The sequence below is a fragment of the Nakamurella aerolata genome, from assembly GCF_013002705.1.
Lineage (GTDB): Bacteria > Actinomycetota > Actinomycetes > Mycobacteriales > Nakamurellaceae > Nakamurella > Nakamurella aerolata.
On record NZ_JABEND010000004.1, the window covers coordinates 22,618 to 48,070 of the forward strand.

19 protein-coding genes are annotated in these 25,453 nt (G+C 68.9%); 9 read left to right on the forward strand and 10 right to left on the reverse strand.

The window, feature by feature from the left end:
• Positions 1 to 87: 87 nt before the first annotated feature.
• Positions 88 to 1,563 (forward strand): L,D-transpeptidase, encoded by a 1,476-nt coding sequence (locus tag HKD39_RS08655; RefSeq protein ID WP_171199479.1) that lies wholly within the window; start codon positions 88 to 90, stop codon positions 1,561 to 1,563.
• A gap of 115 nt (positions 1,564 to 1,678) precedes the next feature.
• Here HKD39_RS08655 and HKD39_RS08660 read toward each other — a convergent pair whose 3' ends face one another.
• Positions 1,679 to 3,583 (reverse strand): AMP-dependent synthetase/ligase, encoded by a 1,905-nt coding sequence (locus tag HKD39_RS08660; RefSeq protein WP_171199480.1) that lies wholly within the window; start codon positions 3,581 to 3,583, stop codon positions 1,679 to 1,681.
• 258 nt (positions 3,584 to 3,841) lie between these two features.
• On the opposite strand from HKD39_RS08660, the gene HKD39_RS20430 reads away from it, so the two are divergent.
• Positions 3,842 to 4,831, forward strand: coding sequence for an alpha/beta hydrolase-fold protein (locus HKD39_RS20430; protein WP_171199481.1), 990 nt, complete (start codon positions 3,842 to 3,844; stop codon positions 4,829 to 4,831).
• Positions 4,832 to 4,982: 151 nt separating this feature from the next.
• Here the strand turns inward: HKD39_RS20430 and HKD39_RS08670 are convergent, their stop codons facing one another.
• Positions 4,983 to 6,590, reverse strand: a complete 1,608-nt coding sequence (locus HKD39_RS08670; protein ID WP_171199482.1) for a catalase — start codon at positions 6,588 to 6,590, stop codon at positions 4,983 to 4,985.
• A gap of 159 nt (positions 6,591 to 6,749) precedes the next feature.
• A complete protein-coding gene (locus HKD39_RS08675; protein ID WP_171199483.1) occupies positions 6,750 to 7,196 on the reverse strand; it encodes a Fur family transcriptional regulator in 447 nt (148 codons plus the stop codon).
• Between the two features lie 172 nt (positions 7,197 to 7,368).
• Between HKD39_RS08675 and HKD39_RS08680 the strand changes: the two genes are divergently transcribed.
• Positions 7,369 to 7,665 (forward strand): MTH1187 family thiamine-binding protein, encoded by a 297-nt coding sequence (locus HKD39_RS08680; RefSeq protein WP_171199484.1) that lies wholly within the window; start codon positions 7,369 to 7,371, stop codon positions 7,663 to 7,665.
• A 218-nt stretch (positions 7,666 to 7,883) separates the two neighbouring features.
• On the opposite strand, the gene HKD39_RS08685 is transcribed toward HKD39_RS08680, so the two are convergent.
• Positions 7,884 to 8,510 (reverse strand): Fe-Mn family superoxide dismutase, encoded by a 627-nt coding sequence (locus HKD39_RS08685; protein WP_171199485.1) that lies wholly within the window; start codon positions 8,508 to 8,510, stop codon positions 7,884 to 7,886.
• A 196-nt stretch (positions 8,511 to 8,706) separates the two neighbouring features.
• Positions 8,707 to 10,506, reverse strand: coding sequence for a dolichyl-phosphate-mannose--protein mannosyltransferase (locus HKD39_RS08690; protein ID WP_171199486.1), 1,800 nt, complete (start codon positions 10,504 to 10,506; stop codon positions 8,707 to 8,709).
• Between the two features lie 25 nt (positions 10,507 to 10,531).
• Here HKD39_RS08690 and rsmI point away from each other — a divergent pair, with 25 nt between their 5' ends.
• The 3 genes from rsmI (at position 10,532) to HKD39_RS08705 (ending at position 13,334) form a co-directional block, all read left to right on the forward strand.
• Positions 10,532 to 11,461 carry a 16S rRNA (cytidine(1402)-2'-O)-methyltransferase gene (gene rsmI / locus HKD39_RS08695; RefSeq protein ID WP_171199487.1) on the forward strand — a complete coding sequence of 310 codons (930 nt, stop codon included), beginning with the start codon at positions 10,532 to 10,534 and terminating at the stop codon, positions 11,459 to 11,461.
• Between the two features lie 83 nt (positions 11,462 to 11,544).
• Positions 11,545 to 12,021 (forward strand): GatB/YqeY domain-containing protein, encoded by a 477-nt coding sequence (locus tag HKD39_RS08700; RefSeq protein WP_171199488.1) that lies wholly within the window; start codon positions 11,545 to 11,547, stop codon positions 12,019 to 12,021.
• Between the two features lie 155 nt (positions 12,022 to 12,176).
• Positions 12,177 to 13,334, forward strand: coding sequence for a hypothetical protein (locus HKD39_RS08705; RefSeq protein ID WP_171199489.1), 1,158 nt, complete (start codon positions 12,177 to 12,179; stop codon positions 13,332 to 13,334).
• A 27-nt stretch (positions 13,335 to 13,361) separates the two neighbouring features.
• On the opposite strand, the gene HKD39_RS08710 is transcribed toward HKD39_RS08705, so the two are convergent.
• Positions 13,362 to 14,780 (reverse strand): cation:dicarboxylate symporter family transporter, encoded by a 1,419-nt coding sequence (locus HKD39_RS08710; RefSeq protein ID WP_171199490.1) that lies wholly within the window; start codon positions 14,778 to 14,780, stop codon positions 13,362 to 13,364.
• 181 nt (positions 14,781 to 14,961) lie between these two features.
• Here HKD39_RS08710 and gndA point away from each other — a divergent pair, with 181 nt between their 5' ends.
• Positions 14,962 to 16,488 (forward strand): NADP-dependent phosphogluconate dehydrogenase, encoded by a 1,527-nt coding sequence (gene gndA, locus HKD39_RS08715; RefSeq protein WP_171199491.1) that lies wholly within the window; start codon positions 14,962 to 14,964, stop codon positions 16,486 to 16,488.
• A gap of 89 nt (positions 16,489 to 16,577) precedes the next feature.
• On the opposite strand, the gene HKD39_RS08720 is transcribed toward gndA, so the two are convergent.
• Positions 16,578 to 18,146 carry an MFS transporter gene (locus HKD39_RS08720; protein ID WP_212754310.1) on the reverse strand — a complete coding sequence of 523 codons (1,569 nt, stop codon included), beginning with the start codon at positions 18,144 to 18,146 and terminating at the stop codon, positions 16,578 to 16,580.
• A gap of 317 nt (positions 18,147 to 18,463) precedes the next feature.
• On the opposite strand from HKD39_RS08720, the gene HKD39_RS08725 reads away from it, so the two are divergent.
• Both HKD39_RS08725 and HKD39_RS08730 read left to right on the forward strand, forming a co-directional pair.
• Positions 18,464 to 19,021: a TetR/AcrR family transcriptional regulator gene (locus HKD39_RS08725; RefSeq protein WP_171199492.1), complete on the forward strand. Its 558-nt coding sequence runs from the start codon at positions 18,464 to 18,466 to the stop codon at positions 19,019 to 19,021.
• A gap of 223 nt (positions 19,022 to 19,244) precedes the next feature.
• Entirely contained in the window at positions 19,245 to 21,635 is a 2,391-nt protein-coding gene (locus HKD39_RS08730; RefSeq protein WP_212754312.1) for a glycoside hydrolase family 84 protein, read from the forward strand.
• Positions 21,636 to 22,060: 425 nt separating this feature from the next.
• Here the strand turns inward: HKD39_RS08730 and HKD39_RS08735 are convergent, their stop codons facing one another.
• From HKD39_RS08735 to HKD39_RS08745, 3 genes are all read right to left on the reverse strand, one after another.
• Positions 22,061 to 22,903 carry a PIG-L deacetylase family protein gene (locus HKD39_RS08735; RefSeq protein WP_171199493.1) on the reverse strand — a complete coding sequence of 281 codons (843 nt, stop codon included), beginning with the start codon at positions 22,901 to 22,903 and terminating at the stop codon, positions 22,061 to 22,063.
• Between the two features lie 115 nt (positions 22,904 to 23,018).
• Positions 23,019 to 23,798 carry an SDR family oxidoreductase gene (locus HKD39_RS08740; RefSeq protein WP_171199494.1) on the reverse strand — a complete coding sequence of 260 codons (780 nt, stop codon included), beginning with the start codon at positions 23,796 to 23,798 and terminating at the stop codon, positions 23,019 to 23,021.
• Positions 23,795 to 25,369 carry a M20/M25/M40 family metallo-hydrolase gene (locus HKD39_RS08745; protein ID WP_171199495.1) on the reverse strand — a complete coding sequence of 525 codons (1,575 nt, stop codon included), beginning with the start codon at positions 25,367 to 25,369 and terminating at the stop codon, positions 23,795 to 23,797. The genes HKD39_RS08740 and HKD39_RS08745 overlap by 4 nt, the downstream gene beginning before the upstream one ends.
• Between the last annotated feature and the right edge of the window lie 84 nt (positions 25,370 to 25,453).

Consider the following 25,453-nt stretch of genomic DNA (forward strand, 5'->3'; position numbering starts at 1 on the left):
AGGTCAAGGTCACAATGGCGTGACAATCGCCACCACGCAGGCGGTCAATCACCGGTATCAGTCGCAGGCGTTCGGCACACTGGAGGAATGACTGCCCCGCACCGTTCCGACAGTCCACCTTTTCGTGCCTCCGGACGCCGCCGCCCGCGGCGGTTGCTCGCGGCCGCCGCTGCCGCGGTGGCCGCTGGGTTGGTGCTCTCGGCGTGCTCGACGTCCGGCACCGACAACGCTGCGGTGGTGACGGAGCGGGTGACGATTCCGCCCACCGCCGACGGCGGCGGCGCCGCCGGTGCCGGCACGGGCGATGGCACCGCACAACCCGGCGGGAACGAGCCGGTCGACGACGCTGCGGCCACCACCGGTGGACCGGTCGTCGTCGCGCCCGGTGGCGACGCCGCCGACCCGGCCGCCAGTAGCGGCGCCCCGGCATCGGGCGCCCCCCAGCCCAGCCAACCGCCGGCCAGCCAGCCGGCCGGCAGCGCCAGTTCATCCGTGGCGCCGAGCAGCACCAAGCCGACCGAGCCGCCGAAGCTGCCGACCGAACTGACCGTCACCCCCAAGAACAACGCGGTCAACATCAAGCCGCTCGACAAGATCAGCGTCTCCGCCAAGGGCGGCACCATCAAGAACGTCGAGGTGCTCAACCCCGAGGGCAAGGTCGTCTACGGCGGCAAGGTCAACAAGGCCAGCTGGTCGGTGGAGCCGGAGCTGGGCTACGGCCGCAAGTACGTCGTCAAGGTGACCAGCCGCAGCACCACCGGCGTCGAGAAGACCACCCAGAGCTCGTTCACCACCATCAAGCCGGGCACCATCGGGGTGAGCATCTACCCGAGCGCCGGCCGTACCTACGGCATTGCGATGCCGGTGGTGATGAAGTTCAGCAAGCCGGTGCCCGACTCCGACCGGCGCGCGCTGGAGAAGATGATCACGGTCAAGTCCAGCCCGAGCCAGCCAGGCGCCTTCCGTTGGTTCTCGCAGACCGAGCTGCACTGGCGGCCGAAGGACTACTGGAAGCCGGGCACCAAGGTGAACGTCGGCGTCAACATCTACGGCAAGCGGGTGATCCCCGGCACCTACGGCGACCGGGACATGACCACCTCGTTCGACATCGGCCGCGACATGCAGACCGTTGTCGACGCCAAGTCGTTCCGCTTCAAGGTCTACAAGGACGGCAAGCTGCAGAAGGACATCCCGGTCTCGCTCGGCAACGACAAGTACCCGACGGCCAACGGCGTCCACGTGGTCTCCGAGTTCTACGACCAGTACCGGATGGACTCGTCCACCTGGGGCCTGACCGGTGCCGGCGCGTACATCACCGACGTGAAGTGGGCGACCCGCATCTCCTACTCGGGCGAGTTCGTGCACGGTGCGCCATGGTCGGAGTTCGCCCAGGGCAAGCAGAACGTCTCGCACGGCTGCATCAACATGACCGACGCGAACGCCAAGTGGTTCCAGGACGTCTCGATCGCCGGTGACCCGGTGAAGGTCATCAACTCCAAGGGCGGAACGCTCGACTGGGGCGACGGCCTGTCCGACTGGACCATCCCGTGGGACAAGTACTGAGACTGCTGTCCGGTCGACGACCGAGTCGCCCCCGCTGCCACCACTGAGCAGCCACCTGCCCCCACTGCCCCGGCCACCTCCGGCCGGGGCAGTGGTGCATCCACGCCCGGGCGGTTCAGTCGGTGTAGAAGGAATCGAGGATCGACGCGTACTGCTTCTCGACGGCGCGCCGCCGCACCTTCATCGAAGGGGTCAGCTCACCGGAGTCGACGCTCAGCTCGTGGGGAAGCACGGCGAACTTCTTGATGGTCTCCCAGCGCTCGAGTTTCTCGTTGAGCTGGTCGATGTAGCCGGCGATCAGGTCGTGCACCTGCTTGGTGCTGGCCAGCTCTTCGGTGGGGACGTCGGCCATGCCGTTCTTGTCTGCCCAGGCGCGGACGGCGTCGGTGTCGATGGTGATGAGCGCTGAGATGAACTTGCGGTGCTCACCGTGCACCACGATCTCGCTGGCGTACGGGCAGAGCGCCTTGAAGATGCCCTCAACCTTTTGCGGCGCAACGTATTTGCCACCCGAGGTCTTGATCAGATCCTTCTTGCGGTCGGTGACCTTCAGGTAACCGCCGGCGAGTTCGCCGATGTCGCCGGTGGCGAGCCAGCCGTCCGCGGAGAGCACCTCGTCGGTGGCTTCCGGGTTGTTGTGGTAGCCGCGCATCACGCCGGGGCCGCGCATCTTGATCTCGCCGTCGGAGGCGATGATCACCTCGGTGCCGGGCGCCGGCGGCCCGACGGTGCCGATCCTGGTGTCCTCCGGCAGGTTGACGAAGCTGAAGGCACTTGACTCGGTGAGCCCGTAGCCCTCGAGGATCTTCATGCCGGCGGCGTCGAACCATTCGGCGACCTCGCGCAGCAACGGCGCCGACCCCGAGACGAAGAACCTGATGTTGCCGCCGAGCAGCTTGCGGATCTTGCCGAACACCAGCTTGTCGGCCAGCGCGTACTGCGCGGCCAGCATCCGGCTGGGGCGCTGCTTGGCCTGGTGAGCCCGCGACATCCGGGTGCCGACACCGAACGCCCACGAGAAGATCTTGGCCTTGAGGCCGCCGCCGGAGGTGGCCGTCAGGGTGGCACGGTTGCGCACCTTCTCGAAGATGCGCGGGGCGCCGCCCATCCAGGTGGGACGGATCGCTGCCAGGTTCTCCACGATCTTGTCGAGGTTGCCGTCGACGGCGGTGACGAAACCGATCCGGATCTGCGCCACCAGCAGCACCTTGCCGAGCACGTGCGACAGCGGCAGCCACAGGTACTGGACGTCGTCAGGGGTGAGGATGTCCAGCGCGTCGATGGCGACGCCTTCGTAGGTCCAGTTGTCGTTGACCAGCCGCACCCCCTTGGGCCGGCCGGTGGTGCCCGAGGTGTAGATCAGCGTCGCCAGATCTTCCGGCGCGGCGGCGTCGATGCGCTCGGCGACCGCGTCGGGTTGTTCGGCCAGCAGCGCGGCGCCGCGTTCAGCCAGCTCGTCAAGGGTGAGGACCTGAACCGGCGGCAGCTCGGCGGCCCTGTTGCCGGTTCCGGTACCGCCCTCGGCGCCGGGAGCGGACGCGGAGCGGTCGTCGTCGAACAACACAACGGTGCGCAACGCCGGTAGCGCGGCGCCGCGGAGCTTGTCGAGTTGCTCGGCGTTCTCGGCGAACAGCAGCACCGACTCCGAGTCGGACAAGATGTAGTCGACGTCCTCGGCGTGGGTGTTGGGGTACACGGTGGTGGTGGCCGCCGCGGCGGACATCACCGCCTGGTCGGCGAGGATCCACTCGATTCGGGTGGACGCCGCGATCGCGACTCGGTCCTGCGGCTGCACGCCGAGCGAGATCAGCCCGGCCGCAAGCTGGTACACCCGGTCGGCGGTCTGCTTCCAGGTCAGCGACGACCAGCTGCCCTTGCCGTCCGGGTACTGGAACGCGGTGCGGTCCGGGGTCGCCTTCACGCGATCGTCGAACATCCGCGCGTACGACGGCGGGCGATCGGTCACCGACGCTGGTGCCGGGGTCGCAGCGCGGTTCGGTGCGGCTGGCGAAGCGGACATCGGTGGCCTCCTGCCGGTCACTGTGTTCTATAGACGACTCTACTGGCGACCGCTCCGGCACCGCCGGGGTAGGTTCCGCTGGCCGGGACGAGCTGCTGGTGGCGCGGAAACATGCGCGGTCCCGCCGGACGGCGGGGGCCGCCGGGGTGCGCCGCGATCCACGCCCAAGGCTTGACCAAGGGACGGGCGAGGTGTCAGATAGCCAAGAATTGAAACGGTGTGTCACAAAGACGTCACACCCCGTCGAAAGGCCCCCGCGTGAGCTCTCAGCTACCCTCCCGTTCTCCGCTGCAACCATCCGAAACCCCGCCGAACCGGCGGGCGCTGCTGCGCGGCACAGCGCTCGGCGCCGCGGCGCTGGCCGCCCCGGCCGCCGGCCTGCTCGGCGCTCCGCCAGCCGCCGCCGCACCCGCCGAAGCTGCGGCAGCCGCCCCGATCGACAGTGAAGTACGCCGGTACCGCACCCGTAAGGGCACCGAGTACGGCGTGCTCGGGCTGTGGCCGGACCAGCCCACCAGGGTGATCCTCTCGGTCGGCAACATCGTCGACCTGAAGACGCCCTACTACACCCAGGCCGCGATCTACCTGCGCAAGCTCGGCTACATGGTGGTGTCGATCGACATGCCATCGCACGCGTCGCAGATCATCGACCCGGTCAACGACCTCGGCCTTGACGGCTGGGCCTGGCGACTGCGGAACGGGATGAACTTCGTCGACGAACACAACAAGCGCATGCACGACGTGGTGAACACGCTGATCGGCACCGGCCGCACCAGAGCGGGAATGATGGTCGTTCAGGGCACCTCCCGCGGCGGCTTCCTTGCCTTCCACTACGCCATGTACGACGACAGGGTGGTCTGTGTCTCCGGCTACAGCCCGATCACCGATCTGGTTGCCACCCAATGGTTTGCGCCGATCGCCGACAACCCGCTGGTGCAGCAGCTGAACGTGACCAACCCCGACCGGATCGCCGACATCCTCGGTATCCCGGTGTTCATCGTCATCGGTGACCGCGACGGCGTGGTCTCCAACCGCGCCGCCTACGCCTGGAGCCAGTCCCTGTCTGACGCCTCCCGCAACGCGGGGGTGCCACGCGAGTACGCCTTCCACCAGCTGTCCGAGCCGGTCGGGCACACCGTGCCCAAGGGCGGACAACTGCTGGGCGCCGCATGGGTGCTCAAGGTGCTGCAGAAGATGACGCCGGACCAGGCGTTCGCCACCGCCGCCGCCAACGGCATGAGCTGGTAGCCGGCGCCGGGCATTCCGGGGCCCGAAGTCGTTGGGCAGCACACGATTCGGCCGGAGCCCGCCAGCGGACTCCGGCCGAATCATGTGCTCTGCGCTTTGGTTACTTGGCAGCGTTGGTTACTTGGCAGCGTTGGTTACTTGGCAGCGTTGGTTACTTGGCAGCGTTGGTCGCCGGCTCCTTGATGGCGGCGCCGTTGTTGGCCTCGGCGACGGCCTGCTTGGCATCGCCGCCGGGGTTGTCCGCGCCCTGGCCGGCGCGGACCTTGGCCTCGATCTGCGCGCCGGTGTCCGGGTCGACGCTCTTCCAGTAGCCGAAGGCCCGCTCCAGCACGTCCCCGTGCACGCCACCGAGCAGGTGCCCCGCAACGGTTTCCACGAAGGCGGCGCGCTGCTCGTCGTTCCACACCTCGCGCACCAGGGTGCCGGCCTGCGAGAAGTCGTCGTCGTCCGGACGCAGCTCGTAGGCGGTGCGGACCATCTCACCGTCGGTGTCCCAGCCGTCCTCGGCCGGGCCGGTGAAGTCGGAGTACGGGCGGCCGAACGAGTTCGGTGCGTAGACCGGGGCGTCGCCGGAGTGCTCGAAGGCCATCGGCCCGTCGAAGGTGTAGGTGTTCACCTTCTCCGTCATGCCTTTGGTCCGGTTCACCGGGAGCTGGTGGTAGTTCGGGCCGATCCGGTACCTGTGGGTGTCGGCGTAGGCAAAGGTCCGGCCCAGCAACATCTTGTCGGGGGAGAACCCGATGCCGGGAACAATGGCGCTCGGCTCGAACGCGGCCTGCTCGATCTCGGCGAAGAAGTTCTCGACGTTCCGGTTCAGCGTCATGGTGCCGACCTTGATCAGCGGATAGTCCTTGTGCGGCCAGATCTTTGTCAGGTCGAACGGGTTGATCCGGTAGGTCTTGGCGTCGTCGTACGGCATCACCTGCACCGACAGCGTCCAGCTCGGGAAATCGCCGCGGGCGATCGCCTCGTACAGGTCGCGGCGGTGGAAGTCGGCGTCCTCGCCGGCGATCTTCTCGGCCTGCTCGCCGGTCAGCCCGCGCACGCCCTGGTCCGAGTGGAAGTGGTACTTCACCCAGAACTTTTCGCCGGCCGCGTTGATCCACATGTAGGTGTGGCTGCCGTAGCCGTTCATCTCGCGCCAGCTGGCGGGGATGCCGCGATCGCCCATCAGGTAGGTGACCTGGTGCGCCGACTCCGGGTTCAGGCTCCAGAAGTCCCACTGCATGTTGTTGTCCCGCAGGCCGTTTCCGCCGCGACGCTTCTGGCTGCGGATGAAGTGCGGGAACTTCATGGTGTCCCGGATGAAGAAGATCGGGGTGTTGTTACCGACCAGGTCATAGTTGCCTTCCGAGGTGTAGAACTTCAACGCAAAGCCGCGCGGGTCACGCCAGGTGTCCGGGCTGCCCTGCTCGCCGGCCACCGTCGAGAAACGCGCCAGCATCTCGGATTTCGCGCCGGGCTGGAACAGCGCCGCCTTGGTGTAGGCGCTGACGTCTTCGGTGGTCTCGAACTCGCCGAAGGCGCCGCCGCCCTTGGCGTGCACGTTGCGCTCCGGCACCCGCTCCCGGTTGAAGTGCGCCATCTGCTCGAGGAAGTGCACGTCGTGCAACAGAATCGGGCCGTTCGACCCGACGGTCAGCGAGTTGCGGTCGGACTGCGCCGGCGCGCCGGTCGTGGTCTGTGACCCGGAAGCGTCGGCACCGGCCGGAAGGTCGGTGGGGGCTTGATCTTTCGGGAACTGGGCGGACTCGGACACTGCTCCTCCTTGGTGTTCGGTGTTGGTCGTGCTGTGCCGCGGGTGGTGCTGGTAGCTGGTCAGTCGAGGTGGGTGCGGTCGGTACTGGGCCGGAGTTGGCGCGGGTTGCGTGGTGGGTGCTCGTTGGTCTTGGGGCGCAACGGTTTCGGCGGCTGGCTCTCACGCATCCTGACGGGCGGATCGGCACTGCGGGCAGACTCCCCAGAACGTCACCTCGGCCTCGTCGATCAGGTAGCCGTTGTCGGTGGCCGGCGTCAGGCACGAGGCGGAGCCGTGCAGGCAAGCGACGTCGTTGATGCTGCCGCACTCTCGGCACACCACGTGGTGGTGGTTGTCGTCGGTGCCCAGCTCGAAAAGGGCGGGGGAGCCGGCCGGTTCGATGCGGCGCAGCAGGCCGGTTTCGGTGAGCACCCTTGCCACGTCGTACACCGCTTGGGTGGAGACCGAGCCGATCCGCGCTCGGACCGCGGCGGCCAGCGTGTCGACGCCGGCGTGCGGATGGTCCGCGACGGCGGCGAGCACCGCCAGCCGGGGGGCCGTCACCCGCAGGCCGACGCCGCGCAGCAACCCGGCGGCGTCGAGATCGACGGAGGGGGCGGGAGGCATCAGGCTCATCACCATCGAGCATCACAGCTTCTCTGGTACGAGTCAAGAAAACGATCGGGTCGATTTTTCTGTGAATGACCGGGGTGGTGGTGACGCACGGTAGTGCCGGGCTCGGCCGCGGTCGAGCCGATCCGCAGCTGTGCCGAGCGAGCGGATCGCCTACCGTCGAAGCATGTTGATTGCCTTCTCTGTTGCGCCCTCCGGAACCGGCGACTCGGTGTCCGACGCCGTCGCGAAGGCGGTGCGGGTGGTCCGGGAGTCCGGTCTGCCCAACCGCACCGACGCGATGTTCACCACCATCGAAGGTGACTGGGACGAGTGCATGGACGTGGTGAAGCGTGCCTGCGAGGCGGCAGGTGCGGGTGCAGGGCGGGTGTCGCTGGTGCTCAAGGCCGACATCCGGCCCGGCCACACCGGCGAGCTCGACGGCAAGGTGCGCAGGGTGGAGGAGCGCCTCGCCGACAGCTGACCGGCTGCTTGCTACCGGGCCGGCCCTGTGCAGTTTGCCGCTGTCCTCCGCGCCGCGGCGCGGGCGGGCAGCGCTGGTGAAGAACGCGAAAAGGGCGCAGCCGCTGAGATCTCAGCGGCTGCGCCCTCTCCCTGCGCTTCCCAGTTCCCGGCGCTTGAACTGCGCTCGTGTTGCGCTGCGTTCGGGTGCCCCTCGGGGCCGGACGCGAGGGCGTCAGCTCAGTTCGGGATCACCAGGCCGGGGGTCTTGGTGCGGGCCTCGTCGAGGCGCTTCTGCGCGTCCGCCCAGTTGACCACGTTCCACCAGGCCTTCACGTAGTCGGGCTTGACGTTCTTGTAGTCCAGGTAGAACGCGTGCTCCCACATGTCCAGCAGCACGATCGGGATCTGGGCGGCCGGCAGGTTGCCCTGCTGGTCGTACAGCTGGTACAGGTTCAGCCGCTGGCCAAGGGTGTCCCAGGCCAGGATGGACCAGCCGGACCCCATGATCGAGGTGGCGTTGGCGGTAAACTGGTTGCGGAAGCCGTCGAACGAGCCGAAGTACTCGTCGATGGCGGCCGCCAGTTCGCCGTCCGGCTTGTCGCCGCCGTCCGGCGACATGTTCGGCCAGAAGATCGAGTGGTTGACGTGCCCACCGAGGTTGAACGCCAGCGACTTCTCCAGCCCGGCGAGGGTGTCGAACGATTCCTTCTCGCGGGCCTCCTCCATCTTCTCGAGGGTGGAGTTGGCGCCGGCCACGTAGGTGGCGTGGTGCTTGTCGTGATGCAGCTGCATGATGGTGCCGGAGATGTGTGGCTCCAGGGCGCCGTAGTCGTACGGCAGATCCGGAAGGTTGTACACAGCCACGTCAAAGGCCTCCTTGAGTTGACGGTTCACCCTGCGAACCCAGTGATCTCGCAGGGTCAGTTGGCGGTCGGGCTCAGGCCCGTCCGTCCTGCCACGTTCGACCCTACTCGGCGCCCACCTGCCCGGCAGCGCGAGGAATCCCACCCGAGCCGTCCTTGACTTCAAGCGCGGTTGAGGTGCTAACCGTTCCGCGTCATCAGCCCCACGAAGGGATGATGATCTCCGCGGTGAGCCGGGCGTTGGTGATCAGGTAACCGTTGAGAATTGGATACATCCAGATGAAGTTCGCCACCACGATCCCGACGTACGCCGCAACAATCCCATAGGCCAGCAATCTTCGCTCGGTGCCTAATCGGCGCGATCCGAGGATGTCGCCGAGCACCAGCACGATGCCGAGGATCAGGAACGGCGCCAGCGCGGTGGCGTAGAAGAAGTACATCTGCCGGTCGAGGTTGGTGAACCACGGCACGTACCCGGCGGCGTAGGCCACCACCACGGCCGCGTAGCGCCAGTCCAGCCGGCCGATCATCTTCCACAGTGCCCAGCCGAGAATGGGCAGCGCGATGAACCACATCGCCGGGGTGCCGGCCAGGAAGATCCTGGCCTGGCAGTCGCCCTGGCACTGACTTCCGTTGTCCTGCACGTAGTACAGCACCGGGCGCAGGCTCATCGGCCACACCCAGGGTTTGGATTCCCACGGATGCCGGGCGCCGGGATCGGAGTTGCCGGCCCCAGGGGCGCCAGGGGTGAGCAGCGTCGAGTGGAAGCTGAGCATGTTCCACGTCCACTGCCAGAACGAGTTGTGGAACAGCCCGCCGATCGCTTTCAGCCCGTTCTGGCCGTGCCAGTCCAGCGAGTCGGCGGCGTAGACGTGCCTGGCCCAGGCCGATTCGCTGGCGAACCAGGCCCACCAGCTCGCCACGTAGGTGCCCAGGCCGATCACCACGTACGACCACAACGACGGCAACGCGTCCCGGCGCAGCATGCCCAGCAGCGGGCGTCGTACCCCGAATTCCCTGCGCGCCAGGATGTCCCAGATCACCGAGAGCACCCCGAAGAACGCGATCCAATAGATGCCCGACCACTTCACCGCGGTCGCGCAGCCCAGCAGCACCCCGGTGGCGAACCGCCACCAGCGGAACCCGAGCTTGATCCCCCACGGGGTGTCGGCGCCCGGCGCGCCGCCAAGGCCAGCCGCCGCGGCGGCCAGCCGTTTGCGCACCTGAGCGCGGTCGCAGAGCAGGGTGGCGAACGCGCCGAGGACGAACATCTCCTGGAACACGTCCAGCAGCGCGGTCCGCGCCATCACATGGCTGACCCCGTCACAGATCAGCAGCACCCCGGCGATCCCGCCGAGCAGCGTCGAGCCGGTCAGCCGGCGGGCCACCCTGATAATCAGGATGATGCAGATGATCCCGGCGATCGCCGAGGCGAACCGCCAGCCGAACGGGTTGTAGCCGAACATCCACTCGCTGAGCGCGATCAGCTGCTTGCCCAGCGGCGGGTGCACCACCAGCCCGTAGCCGTAGTTCTCCTCGATGCCGCCCAGCCGCACCATCTCGGCGGCGTTGATGGCGTAGTACTTCTCGTCGAAGATCGGCGTGCCGCGGTCGGTGGCCATGCCGATGTCCCAGAACCGGATGACGCCGCCGATGGCAGCCAGCACCAGGGTGACCAGCCAGCCGCGCAGCCGGTCGGCCGGCGGCTCGGCCGGCAGCAGCCGGCGCCGCGGGGGCCTGGGCTTGCGGGCCGGGGGCACCGCGCCGATCGGCACCACGTCGGCGTCGTCGGCCCGCTCGTCCGCCGGTTCGGTGGCGCCGGCGCTCGGTCCGCGCAACGTGAGATCGTCGGGCCCTGCCGGTTCGGTCAGCGCCGTCGGCGCGCTCGGCCCGGTCTTGGTATCGGCGTGCTCGTTCGGATCCAGCACGGCGACCGTGCCGGGGGTGCGCTCGCCCAGGTCCGCGGCGGTCGGCTCGTCGGGCCGGTGGGGGCGCATGACTAGCAATCGTAGGGTGAGCCAGATGAGAACGGAGCCGCCGCTGGGTGCCCAGGGTGCTGACGGTGCTGACGACGCCGCTGGCGCTGATCACTCTGGTGGCACTGCGCGTGCCGGGGGAGCTGCCGGTGGTGGGCGGTTGGTGCTGGGCGGGACGCCGCTGGGCCGCCCGGCCGACGCCTCGCCCGCGTTGGTCGAGGCGCTGCGGACGGCGGACGTCATCGCCGCCGAAGACACCAGGCGGCTGCGCCGGCTGGCCGGCGACCTCGGCGTCCCGATCACCGCGCACCTGGTCTCGTACTACGAGTCGGTGGAGCAGTCGCGCATCCCCGGCCTGCTGGAACGGATCGCCGCCGGCGACACCGTGCTGTTGGTGACGGACGCCGGCATGCCATCGGTGTCCGATCCGGGCTACCGGCTGGTCGCCGCCGCCGCCGACGCCGGGCTGCTGGTGACGTCGGTGCCGGGGCCGTCCGCGGTGCTGACCGCGCTGGCACTGTCAGGACTGCCGAGCGACCGATTCACCTTCGAGGGCTTCCCACCGCGGAAAACCGGTGAGCGGCAACGGTTTCTGGCCGAGCTGGCCGGCGAACGCCGCACCATGGTGTTCTTCGAATCGGTGCACAGGCTGCAGGCCAGCCTTGATGCGATGGTGCAGGCCTTAGACGCCGACCGGCCGGCCGCGCTGTGCCGTGAGCTCACCAAGACCTATGAAGAGGTTCGCCGCGGCACCCTCGGTGAGATCGCTGCCGGGGCGGGCGACGTCAAGGGCGAGGTGACGCTGGTGGTGGCCGGCGCCAGCGGTCAGGTGCGGGTGCCGGCCGCGGACGAGCTGGCGGCGGCGGTTGCCGAGCTGGTGGACGCGGGTTCGTCCCGCCGCGATGCCGTCGACGCCGTCGCCGCAAGGCACGGCCTGGCCCGGCGTGCGGTGTACGCCGCCGCCACCGCCCGCTGAGCCGACCCGGCGCGGGCCGGCGGCGCGGGTCAGCGGGATCTGACCGGGCGGCGCGGCTGGACGCCGGCACTAGGGTTGGCGTCATGGCTGAACCCGCCGAGCTCAAGCAGCGGATCCGCACCGACCTCACCGCGGCGATGAAGTCGCGTGACCAGCTGGTCACCGGCACGCTGCGGATGGCGCTGGCCGCGATCACCAACGAAGAGGTCGCAGGTACCAGCGCCAAGGAGCTCACCGACCCCGACGTGGTGCGGGTGTTGACCCGAGAAGTGAAGAAGCGCAACGAGTCTGCCGAGGTGTACGCCGGTGCCGGCCGCTCCGAGCTGGCCGACAACGAGCGGGCCGAGGCGGCGATCCTGGAGCGCTACCTGCCGCAGCAGCTCACCGACGCCGAGCTCACCGACCTGGTGGACGGGGCCGTCGCCGAGGTTGCCGGCGGCGGTGAGCAGCCGGGGATGAAGCAGATGGGCCAGGTGATCAAGGCCGCCAATGACAAGGCCGCCGGTCGGGCCGACGGCAAGCGCATCGCCGACGCGGTGAAGCAGCGGCTGTCCGGCTGAGAGTGCCGCCTGCTCGCCGAACACGGGCAACCGCTTCTCGCCGGAGGACCGGCCACCGAATGCATCGTCGCGGAAGATCGTGCACCGACTATGGGGCACGATCTTCCGCGTTCGTGCACGTGCAACCCATCGACCGCCCGGCACGTCAGACCGGCATGAGAACCGGCACCAGCTCAGCGCGCGCCAGCGGCCCGCTGCGGGCGCCGGTGTGGCCGGCCGTGCTCGCCGCAGCGACAGCAGTCGTGTTGGTGAGCGGCTGCGGTGGCGTCACCGGCGTCGCGCAACCAGTCGGGGCACCCGCAGCGGTGAGCTCGGTTGACGTCCCGCCGCCGTCCGCACCGGCCGGTGTCGGCGGCGCTCCGCAGCTGACCGGCGGCGGACCGGCCGTCGTGATCGACGCCAACCCGGCCACCGTCGGCGGCAAGCAGCGTGGCTACACCATCACCGTGTTCGCCGACGGTCAGGTGCAGCGTCCCACCGCCGACGGCATCGGCATGGAGAAGTTCTCGGTGCCCGTCGGCCAGGTGCAGCAGCTCGTCGACCTGGCCTACCGCGGCGGCCTGTTCGACAGCCCGGAGCCCACCATCCGGATCAGCGACGTCGGGTCCACCACGCTGCGGTTGTCCGTCGGCGGCCGGGACGCCGAGGTGACCGTCGACGGCACCGGCGCCGCCGCTCTGACCGACAGCGACCCGGTGTCGGGTGCCGTCGTCGCCATCGAGCGGGCGGTGGCCGGGTGGAAACCCAGCAAGGCCGCGCAGATCAGCTACCCGGACAGCCTGATGGTGCAGGCGAGCGCCACCACCAGCAGGCCGCGTTCCGCCGCTGCGGCGTGGCCGCTGCCGACGGCACCGCAGAAACTCTTTGCCGAGCGCTCCTGCGCGAAGCTGACCGGCGCCGACATCGCAGCCCTTGCCAAGCTGGTCCGCAGCAGGGAAGACGTCAGCACGGTGGTGCCGACATCGGACCCGGCGATGCCGTTCGTCGAGCTGAACTGGGGCCGGCTCGACCTGATCTGCAGCGGCCGCACCAAACAGCCACCCGCCGTCGACCCGTACGGTGCCGGCTACCACCCCAACCAGATCACCGGGCTCTCCGGCGAGCACCGGCCGGCCGACGCCTGGGACCGGCTGGTCGCGGCCGCCGTCCTCGATGCCCGGCTGGAACGGCTGTCGGTCTATACCGCCAGTGCCGGCGGCACCGCGGTGCTCGACGTTTCTCTCAGCGCGGGTGCGAGCAGCGGGTCGACGGGTCGAGAGTTCCGCATCGAACGGTCCACCGGAAAGGTGCTGGCCGAGCGCCCCGGCCGCTGACCGGAATCACTCGTCGCCGGGCCAGGCTCAGCGACCCTTGCGCAGGTCGGCACCGTCGTCCCGGCGCTCCAACCGGCCCTCGTCCGACACCTCGTCGGTGCCGAAGGTGCCGCCGTCGTCGCCGTCGTCGCGGTCCAGCATGCGCTCGTCGAATGGATCCTGACCGGCCAGCACCCGATCCACCTGGGCCCGGTCCATGGTGTGGGTCCAGTGCGCGATCAGCGTGGTGCCGACGCAGTTGCCGGCAAAGTTGGTGAGCGCCCGCGCTTCCGACATGAACCGGTCGATACCGACGATGAAACCGACGCCGGGCACCAGGTCGGCGCGGTGTGCCTGCAGACCGCCGGCCAGCGTCGCCAGCCCGGCTCCGGTGACACCGGCGGCGCCCTTCGACGCGATGATCATGAACAGCAGCAGCCCGACTTGCTGGCCGATCGAGAACGGCGCGTGCATGGCCTCGGCGATGAACAGCGACGCCATGGTCAGGTAGATCGCGGTGCCGTCCAGGTTGAACGAGTAACCGACCGGGATGGTGAGGCCCACGGTCTCCCGGCGCACCCCCATGTGTTCCAGCTTGGCGATCGACCGCGGCAGCGCCGACTCCGACGACGAGGTCGACAGGATCAGCAGGAACTCGCGGCCCATGTAGGCCAGCAATCGGAAGATGTTGATCCCGGTGACGGTCTTGAGCAGCAACCCGAGAATCACGAAGACGAAGACCAGACAGGTGACGTAGAAGGCGATCATCAGCAGCATCAGGCTCCACAACGCCGAGAGCCCCTTCGCGCCGACCACCGCGGCCATCGCGCCGAATGCGCCGATCGGTGCCAGCCACATGATCATCGCCATCACCTTGAAGACCAGCCGCTCGACGTGCTTGATGCCGCGCAGCACCGGCTTGCCCTTGTCGCCCATGGCCTGCAGCGCGAAGCCGACCAGCAAGGCCACCAGCAGGGTCTGCAGCACCTGTCCGCTGGTCAGCGAACTGAGCAGCGTTGTCGGGATGATGCTCATGATGAAGCCGGACAGCGAGTTGTCCGCCTCGGCATCCACTTGCTTCTGCCCGGCCTGGGCGATCTCGTCGGTGAGGTTGAGGCTGTCGCCGGGCTGGATGATGTTGCCGACGATCAACCCGATGATCAGCGCCACCGTCGACATGATGAGGAAGTACCCGAGGGTCAAGCCGCCGACCCTGCCGACGCTGGCGGCCTGCCGCACCGAGCCGATGCCGAGCACCAGCGTGCAGAAGATGACCGGAGAGATCATCATCTTGATGAGGTTGACGAACGCGGTGCCCAGCCATTTGATCGAGACGCCGAACTCCGGCCAGATCAGGCCGACGGCAACGCCGAGCACCACCGCGGCGATGACGAACAGGTACAGGTAGTGGGTGCGGTCTTTGCGGACCTTCTCCGGCCGGGTGGACGCTGGCGAGGATGACGTCATCGCGGAACTCCTGCGGTGTGAGCGACGGGCAGCACGCCGAGACGCGCCCCGGCGGGACCGGAGGCGGGTGACGGCGCAGCAAAGCTGCGGGTGACACTAACTGTTGGTGACAATCTCGCGAAAGAGCCGCGGGGAAACGCGGCACCACGAGCCGACAACGAGGCCAGAGAGAGGTTTTGAGATGGCGGACCAGACAACCGGCACCACGAGCGAGGCGGCCGGCGACGGAGCCGGGGCACCCGGCGCGGCGCAGGCCGACATCGGCGTCACCGGGCTGGCGGTGATGGGCGCGAACCTGGCGCGGAACCTGGCCCGCAACGGCTACGTCACGGCGGTGCACAACCGCACCGACGCCAAGACCAAGCAGCTGATCTCCGAGCACGGCGACGAAGGCACCTTCGTGCCTTCGGAGAGCACGGCAGATTTCGTCGCCTCGCTGAAGAAGCCGCGCACCGTGATCATCATGGTCAAGGCCGGCGAACCGACCGATGCGGTGATCGACGAGGTGACGCCGCTGCTGGACGAGGGCGACATCCTTGTGGACGGCGGCAACGCCTTGTTCACCGACACCATCCGCCGGGAAAAAGCACTGCGGGACAGGGGCATCCACTTTGTCGGCACCGGCATCTCCGGCGGCGAGGAGGGCGCGCTGAACGGGCCGTCGATCATGCCGGGCGGCTCCGACGAGTCGTACGCGACGCTCGGGCCGATCTTGGCGAAGATCTCCGCCAAGGTCCCCGAGGGCGACCCAGACGGTGAGGCGTGCAGCACCCACATCGGCACTGATGGTGCCGGGCACTTCGTCAAGATGGTGCACAACGGCATCGAGTACGCCGACATGCAGTTGATCGGCGAGGCCTACGACCTGATGCGACGTGGCCTCGGGCTGTCCACCGACCGGATCGCCGAGATCTTCCGCGAGTGGAACACCGGAGACCTCGACTCGTTCCTGATCGAGATCACCGCAAAGGTGTTGGCGCACAAGGACCCCAAGACTGGCAAAGCGCTGGTCGACATGATCGTCGACGCTGCCGGGATGAAGGGCACGGGAACGTGGACGGTGCAGAATGCGCTCGACCTTGCGGTGCCCGCCTCCGGTATCGCCGAAGCGGTGTTCGCCCGCGGGCTGTCGGCCCAGCGGGAGCTGCGGGACGCCGCCGCCGAGCTGCCCGGGCCGGACGGCAAGATCGACGTCTCCGACGTCGACGATTTCGTCGCCGACATCAAGCAGGCGCTGTACGCGGCGAAGATCGTCGCCTACGCGCAGGGTTGGGAGCTGATCGCCGCCGGGGCCGAGAAGTACGGCTGGGACATCGATCTGGCGTCGGTGGCGCGGATCTGGCGGGGCGGCTGCATCATCAGGGCCGCCTTCCTCGGCCGGCTGGCCGACGCCTATCAGCAGGCCGACGCGACCGGCGAGGTGCCGAAGTCGTTGCTGTTGCTGCCGTATTTCACCGAGGCGCTGGGCAAGGCCCAGGAGTCGTGGCGATTCGCGGTGGCGCAGGCGGTCTTTGCCGGTATTCCGGTGCCTGGCTTCGCGGCCGCGCTGGCCTACTACGACGCGCTGCGCTCGCCACGGCTGCCGGCCGCGCTGATCCAGGCCCAGCGCGACTACTTCGGCGCGCACACCTATCACCGCACCGACGCCGACCCCGACGCCTCGTTCCACACCTTGTGGTCCGGCGACGGATCCGAGGTGCAGACCTGAGCCGTCGCCGGTAGCGATGGTGCCGGTGCGCGAAACGAGCCCGCCCCGCGGGCTCGTTTCGCAGGTCCGGAGCCGGCTGCCGGCCGACCTCAGCCCGCCTCGGCGGCCTCCGCCAGCGCCAGCTCGGCGTCAGCGTCGTCGCGGGATTCGTTGTGGCGCTTGCTGTTGCCGGCGCGGACGGTCTTGTCGCGCCCGGCGGAACCCGCGGCCGGCTCGGAAGCCGGGCGGCGCGCCACGATGGCCAGCAACAGCACCGTCGCGACCAAGAACCCCGATGCCCAGACGAACGCGTGCTGAACGCCAGTGACGAACGCGGCGTCCGCCGCCGGGCCGGCGCCGCCGACGGCGGGTCCTGCGGCGTGCGTGAACACCGTCGCCAGCACCGCAAGCCCCAACGCCCCGCCCACCTGATGGAAGGCGTTCACCAGCCCGGACGCGGCGCCGGCCTGGTGTTGCGGCGCCCCGTCGAGGGCTAGCGAGGTGAGCGGCACGAAGGCCAATCCGTTGCCGGAACCGAACATCACCAGCGGCACCAGCACCGACAGGTAGCCGCTGTCCGGGGTGATGCGGGACAGCAAGAACAGCGCCACCGCCGAGAAGGTGAGCCCGATCAGCACCGTGGTGGGGGCTCCCAGCCGCCGGGTGACGACCCTGGCGGACAGTTGTGACATCACGAAGAGCATCACGGTCAGCGGCAGGAAGGCCACCCCGGTGGCGGTGGGCGAGTAGCCCCAGATGTCCTGCAGGAACTGGGTGAGGAAGAAGAACATGCCCAGTATGCCGGCCACCAGCAGCAGCCGGCCGAGCAGCGAGCTGGCGCGGTTGCGGTCGGCGAACAGCCCGAGCGGCACCACCGGAGCCTCGGCACGGCGTTCGATCACGATGAACCCGGCGAGCAGGACCACCGCGGCGCCGAGCGCCAGCAGGGTGAGCGCGTCGCCCCAGCCGCTGTCGGCGGCGCGCACCAGGCCGTAGACCAGCGACGTCATGCCCAGGGTCGAGGTGACCGCGCCGGGCAGGTCGAAGTGTCCGCGGTGGCGCTCCGACTCCGGCATGGCGCGCAGCGCCGCCGCGACCAGCAGCAGGCCGATGGGGACGTTGACGAACAGCACCCAGCGCCAGGACGCCAGCTGGGTGAGCAGACCGCCGGCGATCAACCCGATCGCCGAGCCGCCCACCGACACCGCCGCGTACCAGCCGAGAGCCTTGGTGCGTTCGCCGGCCTCGGGATACAGCGTCATCAGCGTCGACAGTGCTGACGGAGCCGCCAGCGCGCCGCCCAGTCCCTGCACGGCGCGGGCGGCGAGCAGGAGCCCGGCCGAGTTGGCCATCCCGCCGACCAGTGAGGCGATGGTGAAGATCGCAACGCCGATGACGAAAACCCTTTTGCGGCCGAGAATGTCGCCCGCTCGCGCGCCCAGCAGCAGCAGGCCGCCGAAGGTGAGTGTGTAGGCGGTGACCACCCAGGTCAGGCCGGTGGGGGAGAACCCCAGCGCGCTCTGGATGTCGGGCAGTGCGATGTTCACGATGGTGGCATCCAGCACCACCATCAGCTGGCTGATCAGGACGATCGCCAGCACCAGCCCGCGGCCGGCTGGCAGCCGCGGGGTGCGCGGCTGTGCTGCCGCGCGAAGAGAAGCTGAGCTGCGTACGGACACCGGGTGTGCTCCTTCAAGGCTCGAGTACGCTGTAAACGGAAGGGCCCTCCGGTAACTATACGGAGGCTGCCTCCGGATAAGCAACGGCGATTCGCGGGGTTTCCGCTGTGATCGCGGTCACTGCTCGGGGTGCCGGTCGTATGGTGGAGTCCGCGCGGCCCAGCGCCCGAGCGCGAAACGGCTTGGGCGGTAGCAGTTTTGAGCGGTCGTGGGTTTGAGCGGTCGTGGGTTTGAGCGGTAACAGCTTTGAGCGGTAACAGTTTTGAGCAGTAACAGTTTTGAGCGGGAGAAGGCTTGAGTGGGAGAGGGAGGCTGCGATGCGCGCCGACGCACGTCGTAACCGGGACGCCATCCTGAAGGTGGCGGCCGATGCGTTCGCCCGCGACGGCTCCGAGGCCTCGCTGGAGGCGATCGCCCGCGAGGCCGGTGTTGGCATCGGCACCCTGTACCGCCACTTCGGCAACCGTGACGAGCTCGGGCTGGCGGTGTACCAGCAGGACTTCGACGATCTGTGCACCCAGGCGCAGCTACTGGCCGACACGCTTCCGCCAGGAGAAGCGTTGCGGCAGTGGATGATTCGTTTCGCGCGGCACGGACGCACCAAGCGCGGGCTGATCGATGTGCTCGACAGGGTGCGCAACACCCCCGAGCAGGTCGACCAGTTCGCCGCCAACCGCCAGCAGCTGGCCGGCGCCGCCAAGATGCTGCTGGACGCGGCCGCCGCGGCCGGCGTGGTGCGGTCCGACATCGAGCCGGCCGACGTCACCACCAACATTCACGGGATATGCGCCGCCAATCGCGCCGCCGCCGAAGACCGCAGCGAACGCGCGGTGAACCTGCTGTTCGACGGCATGCGGTACGGCGTCCAGCGCTGACCCGCGGCGGCCGACCCGCTCCGTTCCGGGTTCGGTGGACGCGCTCGGTCACCCTCTGCGACGACGGCGATGATTGATTGCGCACGAAACGGTGCTTTCTGGATCAAGTTCGAGCGGCTAGGCTGCTGCCACGGCCACCCGTGCACCCCGCCGCTGCCAGCGGCGCCGACGGGGCACCGGCGAGCCGGGCCCGGATTCTCCACCGCCGAAGAATCGAGGAAACGTGCGTCGCATCGCCACCGCAACCACCACCGCCGTCTGTCTGGCCGCGTCCGTACTGCTGGCGCTCCCCGCCGCGGCCGGATCGAGCCAGGCCGCCGCGCCCGGCCAACGGGCAGCGGCACCGTCCGACCAGCCGTTGCCTGTGGTATCGCCTACCCCGCAACAGATTCAGCGCACCGGTGGCGACGTCGTCGTCCCCGGCCGGGTCGGGATCGTCACCGGACCGGAGACCGACGCCGACGCGCTCGCCGCGCTGCGCAAAGAGCTGACGGCGCGGGGCGTCGCGCGGATCGACGTGAGCAGCACCCGCGGGAACGCACCGCTGAACATCCTGTTGGGAGCGGCCGACCGGCCGGACATCGCCGCGGCGCTGGCCGGGACGAACGTGCCGGAGCACGCCGAGGGCTACGCCCTGCGGGTGACCGGTCGCAGCGGGCCACTGGCGACGGTCGCGCTGGGCGGGGTGGACGCCTCCGGCCAGTTCTACGCCGTGCAGACGCTTCGGCAACTGTTCACCGCGGGCTCGCCCGGACGCTCCCGGCTGGCAGCGGCCAGCGTCAGCGACTACCCGGCGATGCCGCTGCGCGGCGTCATCGAGGGCTTCTACGGCGAGCCGTGGACCCAGCAGGACCGGCTGGACCAGATGGACTTCTACGGCGACATCAAGGCCAACACCTACATCTACGCGCCCAAGGACGATCCGTACCACCGGGAGAAATGGCGGGAGCCGTATCCCGCGGACAAGCTGGCCGAGCTCACCGATCTGGTCGGCGCCGCGACGAAGAACAAGGTGGCCTTCACCTTTGCGCTCTCGCCGGGCAACACCGTCTGCTACAGCAGCCCGGACGATCTGGCCGCCGTGACGGCGAAGTTCGAGCAGATGTACTCGATCGGCGTGCGGGCGTTCAGCATTCCGCTGGACGACATCAACCTCAGCAGCTGGCACTGCACCCAGGATCAGCAGGCCTACGGTGCGCCGAACGCCGGCAATGCCGGCAAGGCCCAGGCCGACTTCTTGAACAAGGTGCAGCGCGAGTTCATCGCCACCCACGAGGGTGCCCGGCCGCTGCAGATGGTGCCGACCGAGTACTACAACACCACGGACACCCCGTACAAGCAGTCGCTGCGCGCGCTGGATCCGGCCGTTGTGGTGATGTGGACCGGGGAGGGTGTCGTGCCCAAGTCGGTGACCGTCGAGCAGGCCCAAGCCGCCGCAAAAGCCTTCGGCCGCAAGCCGTTCCTGTGGGACAACTACCCGGTGAACGACTTCGGCAACACCGCGGGACGGTTGCTGCTGGCGCCCTACGCCAAGCGCGAGGCCGGCCTGTCCGAATACCTGGCCGGCATCGTGTCCAACCCGATGAACCAGGCGGCCGCCAGCAAGATCGCCGTCTTCGGGTTCGCCGACTTCACCTGGAACGACACCGCCTACGCCGTCGACCGCAGCTGGACCCAGTCGATGCGCTATCTGTCCGACGGCGACGCCAAAGCCACTGCGGCACTGCGGGTCTTCGCCGACCTGAACCACATGGCACCGACCTTCGAAGCCCAGCCGTGGCAAGCCCAATCGCCGGAGTTGGCCGCCCGCATCGACGCCTTCTGGAAAACCTGGGACTCGGGCGACCGAGCCGGCGCCATCGCCGCGCTGCGGCCCTACGCCCAGCAGATCGCCGACGCGCCAAGCACTATCAGGGCCGGAGCGGTCGATCCGCGCTTCGTCGCCGAGGCCAAACCGTGGCTCGACGCGACCGCGCTGTGGGGCAAGAGCCTGCTGCAGCTGCTGGACGCCGCGCAGGCCCGGTTGGACGGTGACCAGGCAGACTCGGAGAAGCTGGCCGCAGCGTCGGCGGAGTCGCAGCGGCAGGCCTCAGCCGTGCGGGTGGAGCCGTCGCGCAACACCTGGGGCAACGCTCCGGTGCGGATTGCGGACGGCGTGCTCGACAGCTACCTGGCACGGCTGTCGCTGACCCTGCAGCTGTGGGAAGCCGGCAACGTCACCAACGTGGCACTGGGCGGCACCGCCACCGCGTCGAGCACCGAGACCCCCAGCTTCCCGGCCCGCAACGTGAACGACGGCAACCCGTCCACCCGTTGGGCTTCCGGCTACGACGACGCTTCCTGGGTGCAGGTCAAACTGGCGAGGCCCGCCGACGTCAGAGCCGTCACCGTCAGCTGGGAAGCGGCCTGCGCCAACGCCTACAAGATCCAGACATCGGTGGACGGCAGCACCTGGACCGACGCGGCGACGGTGAACGACTCCAGCTGCGCCTTCGACGTGATCAACCTGGACAGCGCCGAGCCGGTCAACTACGTCCGGATGCAGGGTGTCGAGCGCAAGAGCAAGTGGGGCTACTCGATCTACGAGCTCGGCATTTACGCCCCGGCTCCGTAGCCGGCGTGGGCACCTGGGCGTTCGCGGCGCTGCGGGCTTCGGCTCGTCGTGAACCCGGTCCGGTGCCGAGCGGTTCGTGGCCGCGTTGCGCGGCTTCGGGGTGCCCGGTGTTCACTGGCTTCGCTTGCTGCCCCGGCTCGCGGGCTCGCCGAACCAGCGGGCGCTGCAGAGTGCTCACCACCCGCCACCCCTATGCCGCTCCGCACCGGCGGACCCCGCCGGGCTGGTGCGCCGGTTTTGTACCTGAGCTGCCGCCAGTGTGGCAAAACCGGCCGATATTCAGGGTTTTCGGCCTCTGGAGGCAGCTCAGGTAGAACAGACCGGCGTTGCCCGGCACCTGTCTCGGCGGTGAGGCGGTTCGTAGGCGAACTCCCTGGCCGCGCAGCGCCGCCAGCAGAACCGCACGGCCGCTACGCCAACAACGGCTACGGCAGGGGGAACTGGTCGCGGACGTTGATCTGGGAGTAGGCCACGTGGCGGGTCAGCACATCTTCTCGGCCGCGGGGCACGAGGGGAAGCAGCTCGTGGGTCTCGGGGCGGTAGCGGACGAACGCCTCGGCGAAGTTGACGCCGGCGGCCCTGCCGAACTCGCCGTTGTTGGACTCGATCAGCTTGCGGGCGAAAAGTCCTGCGTAGCCCTGACTTTCGAAGCAGTCCATGGCGGCGATCTTGCGGCCGACCACCGGGGTGATGTCGACGTAAAGGTCGTTGCGCTGGCCGTAGGTGGAGAGGGCGTCGTTGGCGAAGCTCGGGTAACCGCCGAGGAAGATCTGCTGCACGTCGACCTCGGCCTGGTCGTCGACGTTCTTCAGGTACATGCCGGCCCGCTCGATGGCGGCGATGGCCGTCATGGTGGCCAGGGTGTGCGAGGCGGACAGCACCGCGGTGTTGTGCGGGTAGTCGCAGATCACCACGTCCGGGGTGTGCTCGGCCACCAGGCGCGCCACCTGCTCGACCATCTCGGGCTGCACGGTCACCATCACGTCGTCGTGATCGAGGGTGACAACGGTGTCGATGCCAATGATCTCGGCGGCACGGCGCAGTTCCTCGCGCTTGTTCTCGGCGATCTCTTCGATGCCGGCGGCGGCGATCGCGGCGTCGGGGTTCTCCTTGCGGAGTTCCTCGGCGTACTTGTTCGGATGAATGCGGCCGCCGTGGGTGAGGATCACCGCGACGATCTCGTCGCCGGCGTCGGCATGCCGGGCGAGCGTGCCTCCGCAGTTGGTGATGGTGTCGGCGGGGTGGGCGTAGATCGTCATGATCTTCATGCCGCGAGTCAGCTCCAATGGCTGGACGAAGGTGCAGGACGCTCGATATGGAATCCGATTTCAACGCCCACGTCAAGCGTGCCGGCCGGCTGTGGCGAGCGCCACTGCTGGCCGGCTATTCGCGGGCGCCGACGATGTCGTCCGTCATCGGGCCGTTCCCGGCCAACAACCCGCCGTCCACCGGCAGTGCGGCCCCGGTGATCCAGCCGGCGTCGGGAGAGGCCAGAAACGCCACAGCGGCCGCCACGTCGTCCGGGGTACCGACTCGGCCCAGCGGATACCAACGGGTCAGGTTGTCCATCACCTGCGGGTCCGCGGCCAGCCGCCGGTCCCAGATCGGAGTGCGGATGGTGCCGGGAAGCACTGCGTTGCAACGGATTCCGTCGGCGCCGTAGCGAACGGCCAGTGATTTGGTCAGGCTGATCAGGCCGGCCTTCGCCGCGCTGTACGCCTCGTTGCCGTAGTAGCCGACGCCGTTCACCGATGCCACGTTGACAATGGCGCCGCCGTCGCCGAGGTCACCCAACACGGCTCGGCACATCAGAAACGCGCCGGTCAGGCTGACCTCGATGTCGGCCTGCCAAGCCGCGCGGCTGAGCTGCTCGAACGGGGTGTCGGTGGCCACCGCCGCGTTGTTCACCAGCACCCGGACGGCGCCAAGCTCACCGCGAACCTGTTGCAGCGCAGCGGCTATCGACGCCTCATCGGTGACGTCGAGTTCCACCCAGATGGCGCCGTCCATGCCGGCGGCCACCCGCCGCGCCGCGTCGCCGTCCCGGTCGGCAACCACCACCCGGTCGCCGGCGGCCGCGAACCGCGCGGCCGTCACCGACCCGATACCGCCGGCGCCGCCGGTGATCAGCACCGGCCGGCCCGGCTGCTCCGCCGCCGTCATGCCCGGAATCGGTCGAACACCCGGTACATGAAGTCGGTGCCCTTCTCCAGCGCTGCGGTGAAGATGCGTTCGTCGTTGCCGTGCATGGCGATCAGCTGGTCGTTGGTGATCACGTACGGGTAGACGCCGTAGCCGGGAATGTTCTTCTCGCGCCACGGCCCAAGGCTGGTGCCGGCCTCGAACAGGGCTGGAGAGAACACCGCGCCCTTGTAGGCCTCGCCCGCCGCCTGCTCGATCGCCTCGTACAGCGGGGTGTCCAGCGAAGCCGCGGGCCGGGCCCAGGTCTTGTCCAGCTGGTCGAGCATGGCGGCCTCGGAATCCGTGCCGTACAGATCCAGCTTCACCTCGACTCCGGTGCGGGCCAGCCGCTGCCGCAGCGCCGCCAGGAACTCGCGCGGCTTCTGCCCGCCGGGCACCCCACGGCAATTCAGCCGAATCGTCGCCGACGACGGAATCACGTTCTCTTTGTACCCGGCCTCGGAGATCACCAACGCAAAAGTGGTGCGCAGCAACGCCGAATGCAGGTACGGGTAGTCGGAGCGATTCACCACGGCCAACGCCGCCTTCTCCCGCTGCGGGTCCGACTTGGCGTCCAACAGCTTGCGGAGTTGGGCGGCGAAGGCGCGGTCGTGGGTGGCCGCGGCAAGGTTGCCGAAGTACTCCCTGGTCAGGTCGGTCAACCGGACCGGCCCGGCGAAACCGTCCAACGCGGCGACCGCCCGGCTCACCGCGGCGATGGCGGCGTCCGGCATCGGCTTGGACGAGTGGGTGGCGGTACCGCGGGCCACCAGATCAACGTTGAAGTAGACCTTGTCCTGGCAGGTGACGGTGATCAGCATCGGCGTGCGGCCGTCGCGCTGGGCCAGCAGCCAACCGCCCTCGGTCAGCACCATCCCGGCGTCGAGCTTGTCCCAGTGCTGCTCGGCCAGCCAGCCGGAGCCGTACTGGCCGGCCTCCTCGTCGCAGTCGGTCAGCACAATGATGTCGCGTTCGAACTTCGCGCCCTCGCCCAGATGCTTGAGCAGGGCGGCGATGGACGCGGCGTTGGTGCCTTTCATGTCGAGCGCGCCGCGGCCGTAGATCTCGCCGTTCACCACGGTGCCGGCGAACGGGTCCTGTGACCAGTTCTCGGTCTCCACCGGCACCACGTCCGAGTGTCCGAGCAACAGCAGCGGCGGCGCTGCGGTTGTGCCCTTGATCCGGGCGATCAGGTGCACGTTGTCCGGTTGCGGGGTCGGGATGATCTCGGCGCTGACGCCCGCCGCCTGCCACACCGACTGCAGCCATTCCGCGTGCGGGCGGGTCTTGCCGCCCTGCCCGAAGTTCTGCGTGTCGAAGCCGATCATGGTGCGCAGCAACGACACCGGGTCGGTGCCGGCGGCAGCGGCGGCCACTGCCGGGCGGGTGGTGGCGCCGACCGGCGGCGAGTTCAGCAGCGCGGCGCCGGCCCCGATCGCGCCGGCTCCCGCGAACAGATGTCGCCGGCTGAGCCCGGCGTGGGTGCGGGCGGCCGCTGCGGTGGCGGGTTGGTCGGAGGTGGAGCGGTTGATCTCGGGGAGCTCACCAGGCATGCCGATCTCCTTCGGTGGCGCGGTCGCTCGGCGCGCGCCGTTGTCGGGTACCGCTCGACCCTATGACGGGCCGCCGGGCCGCCG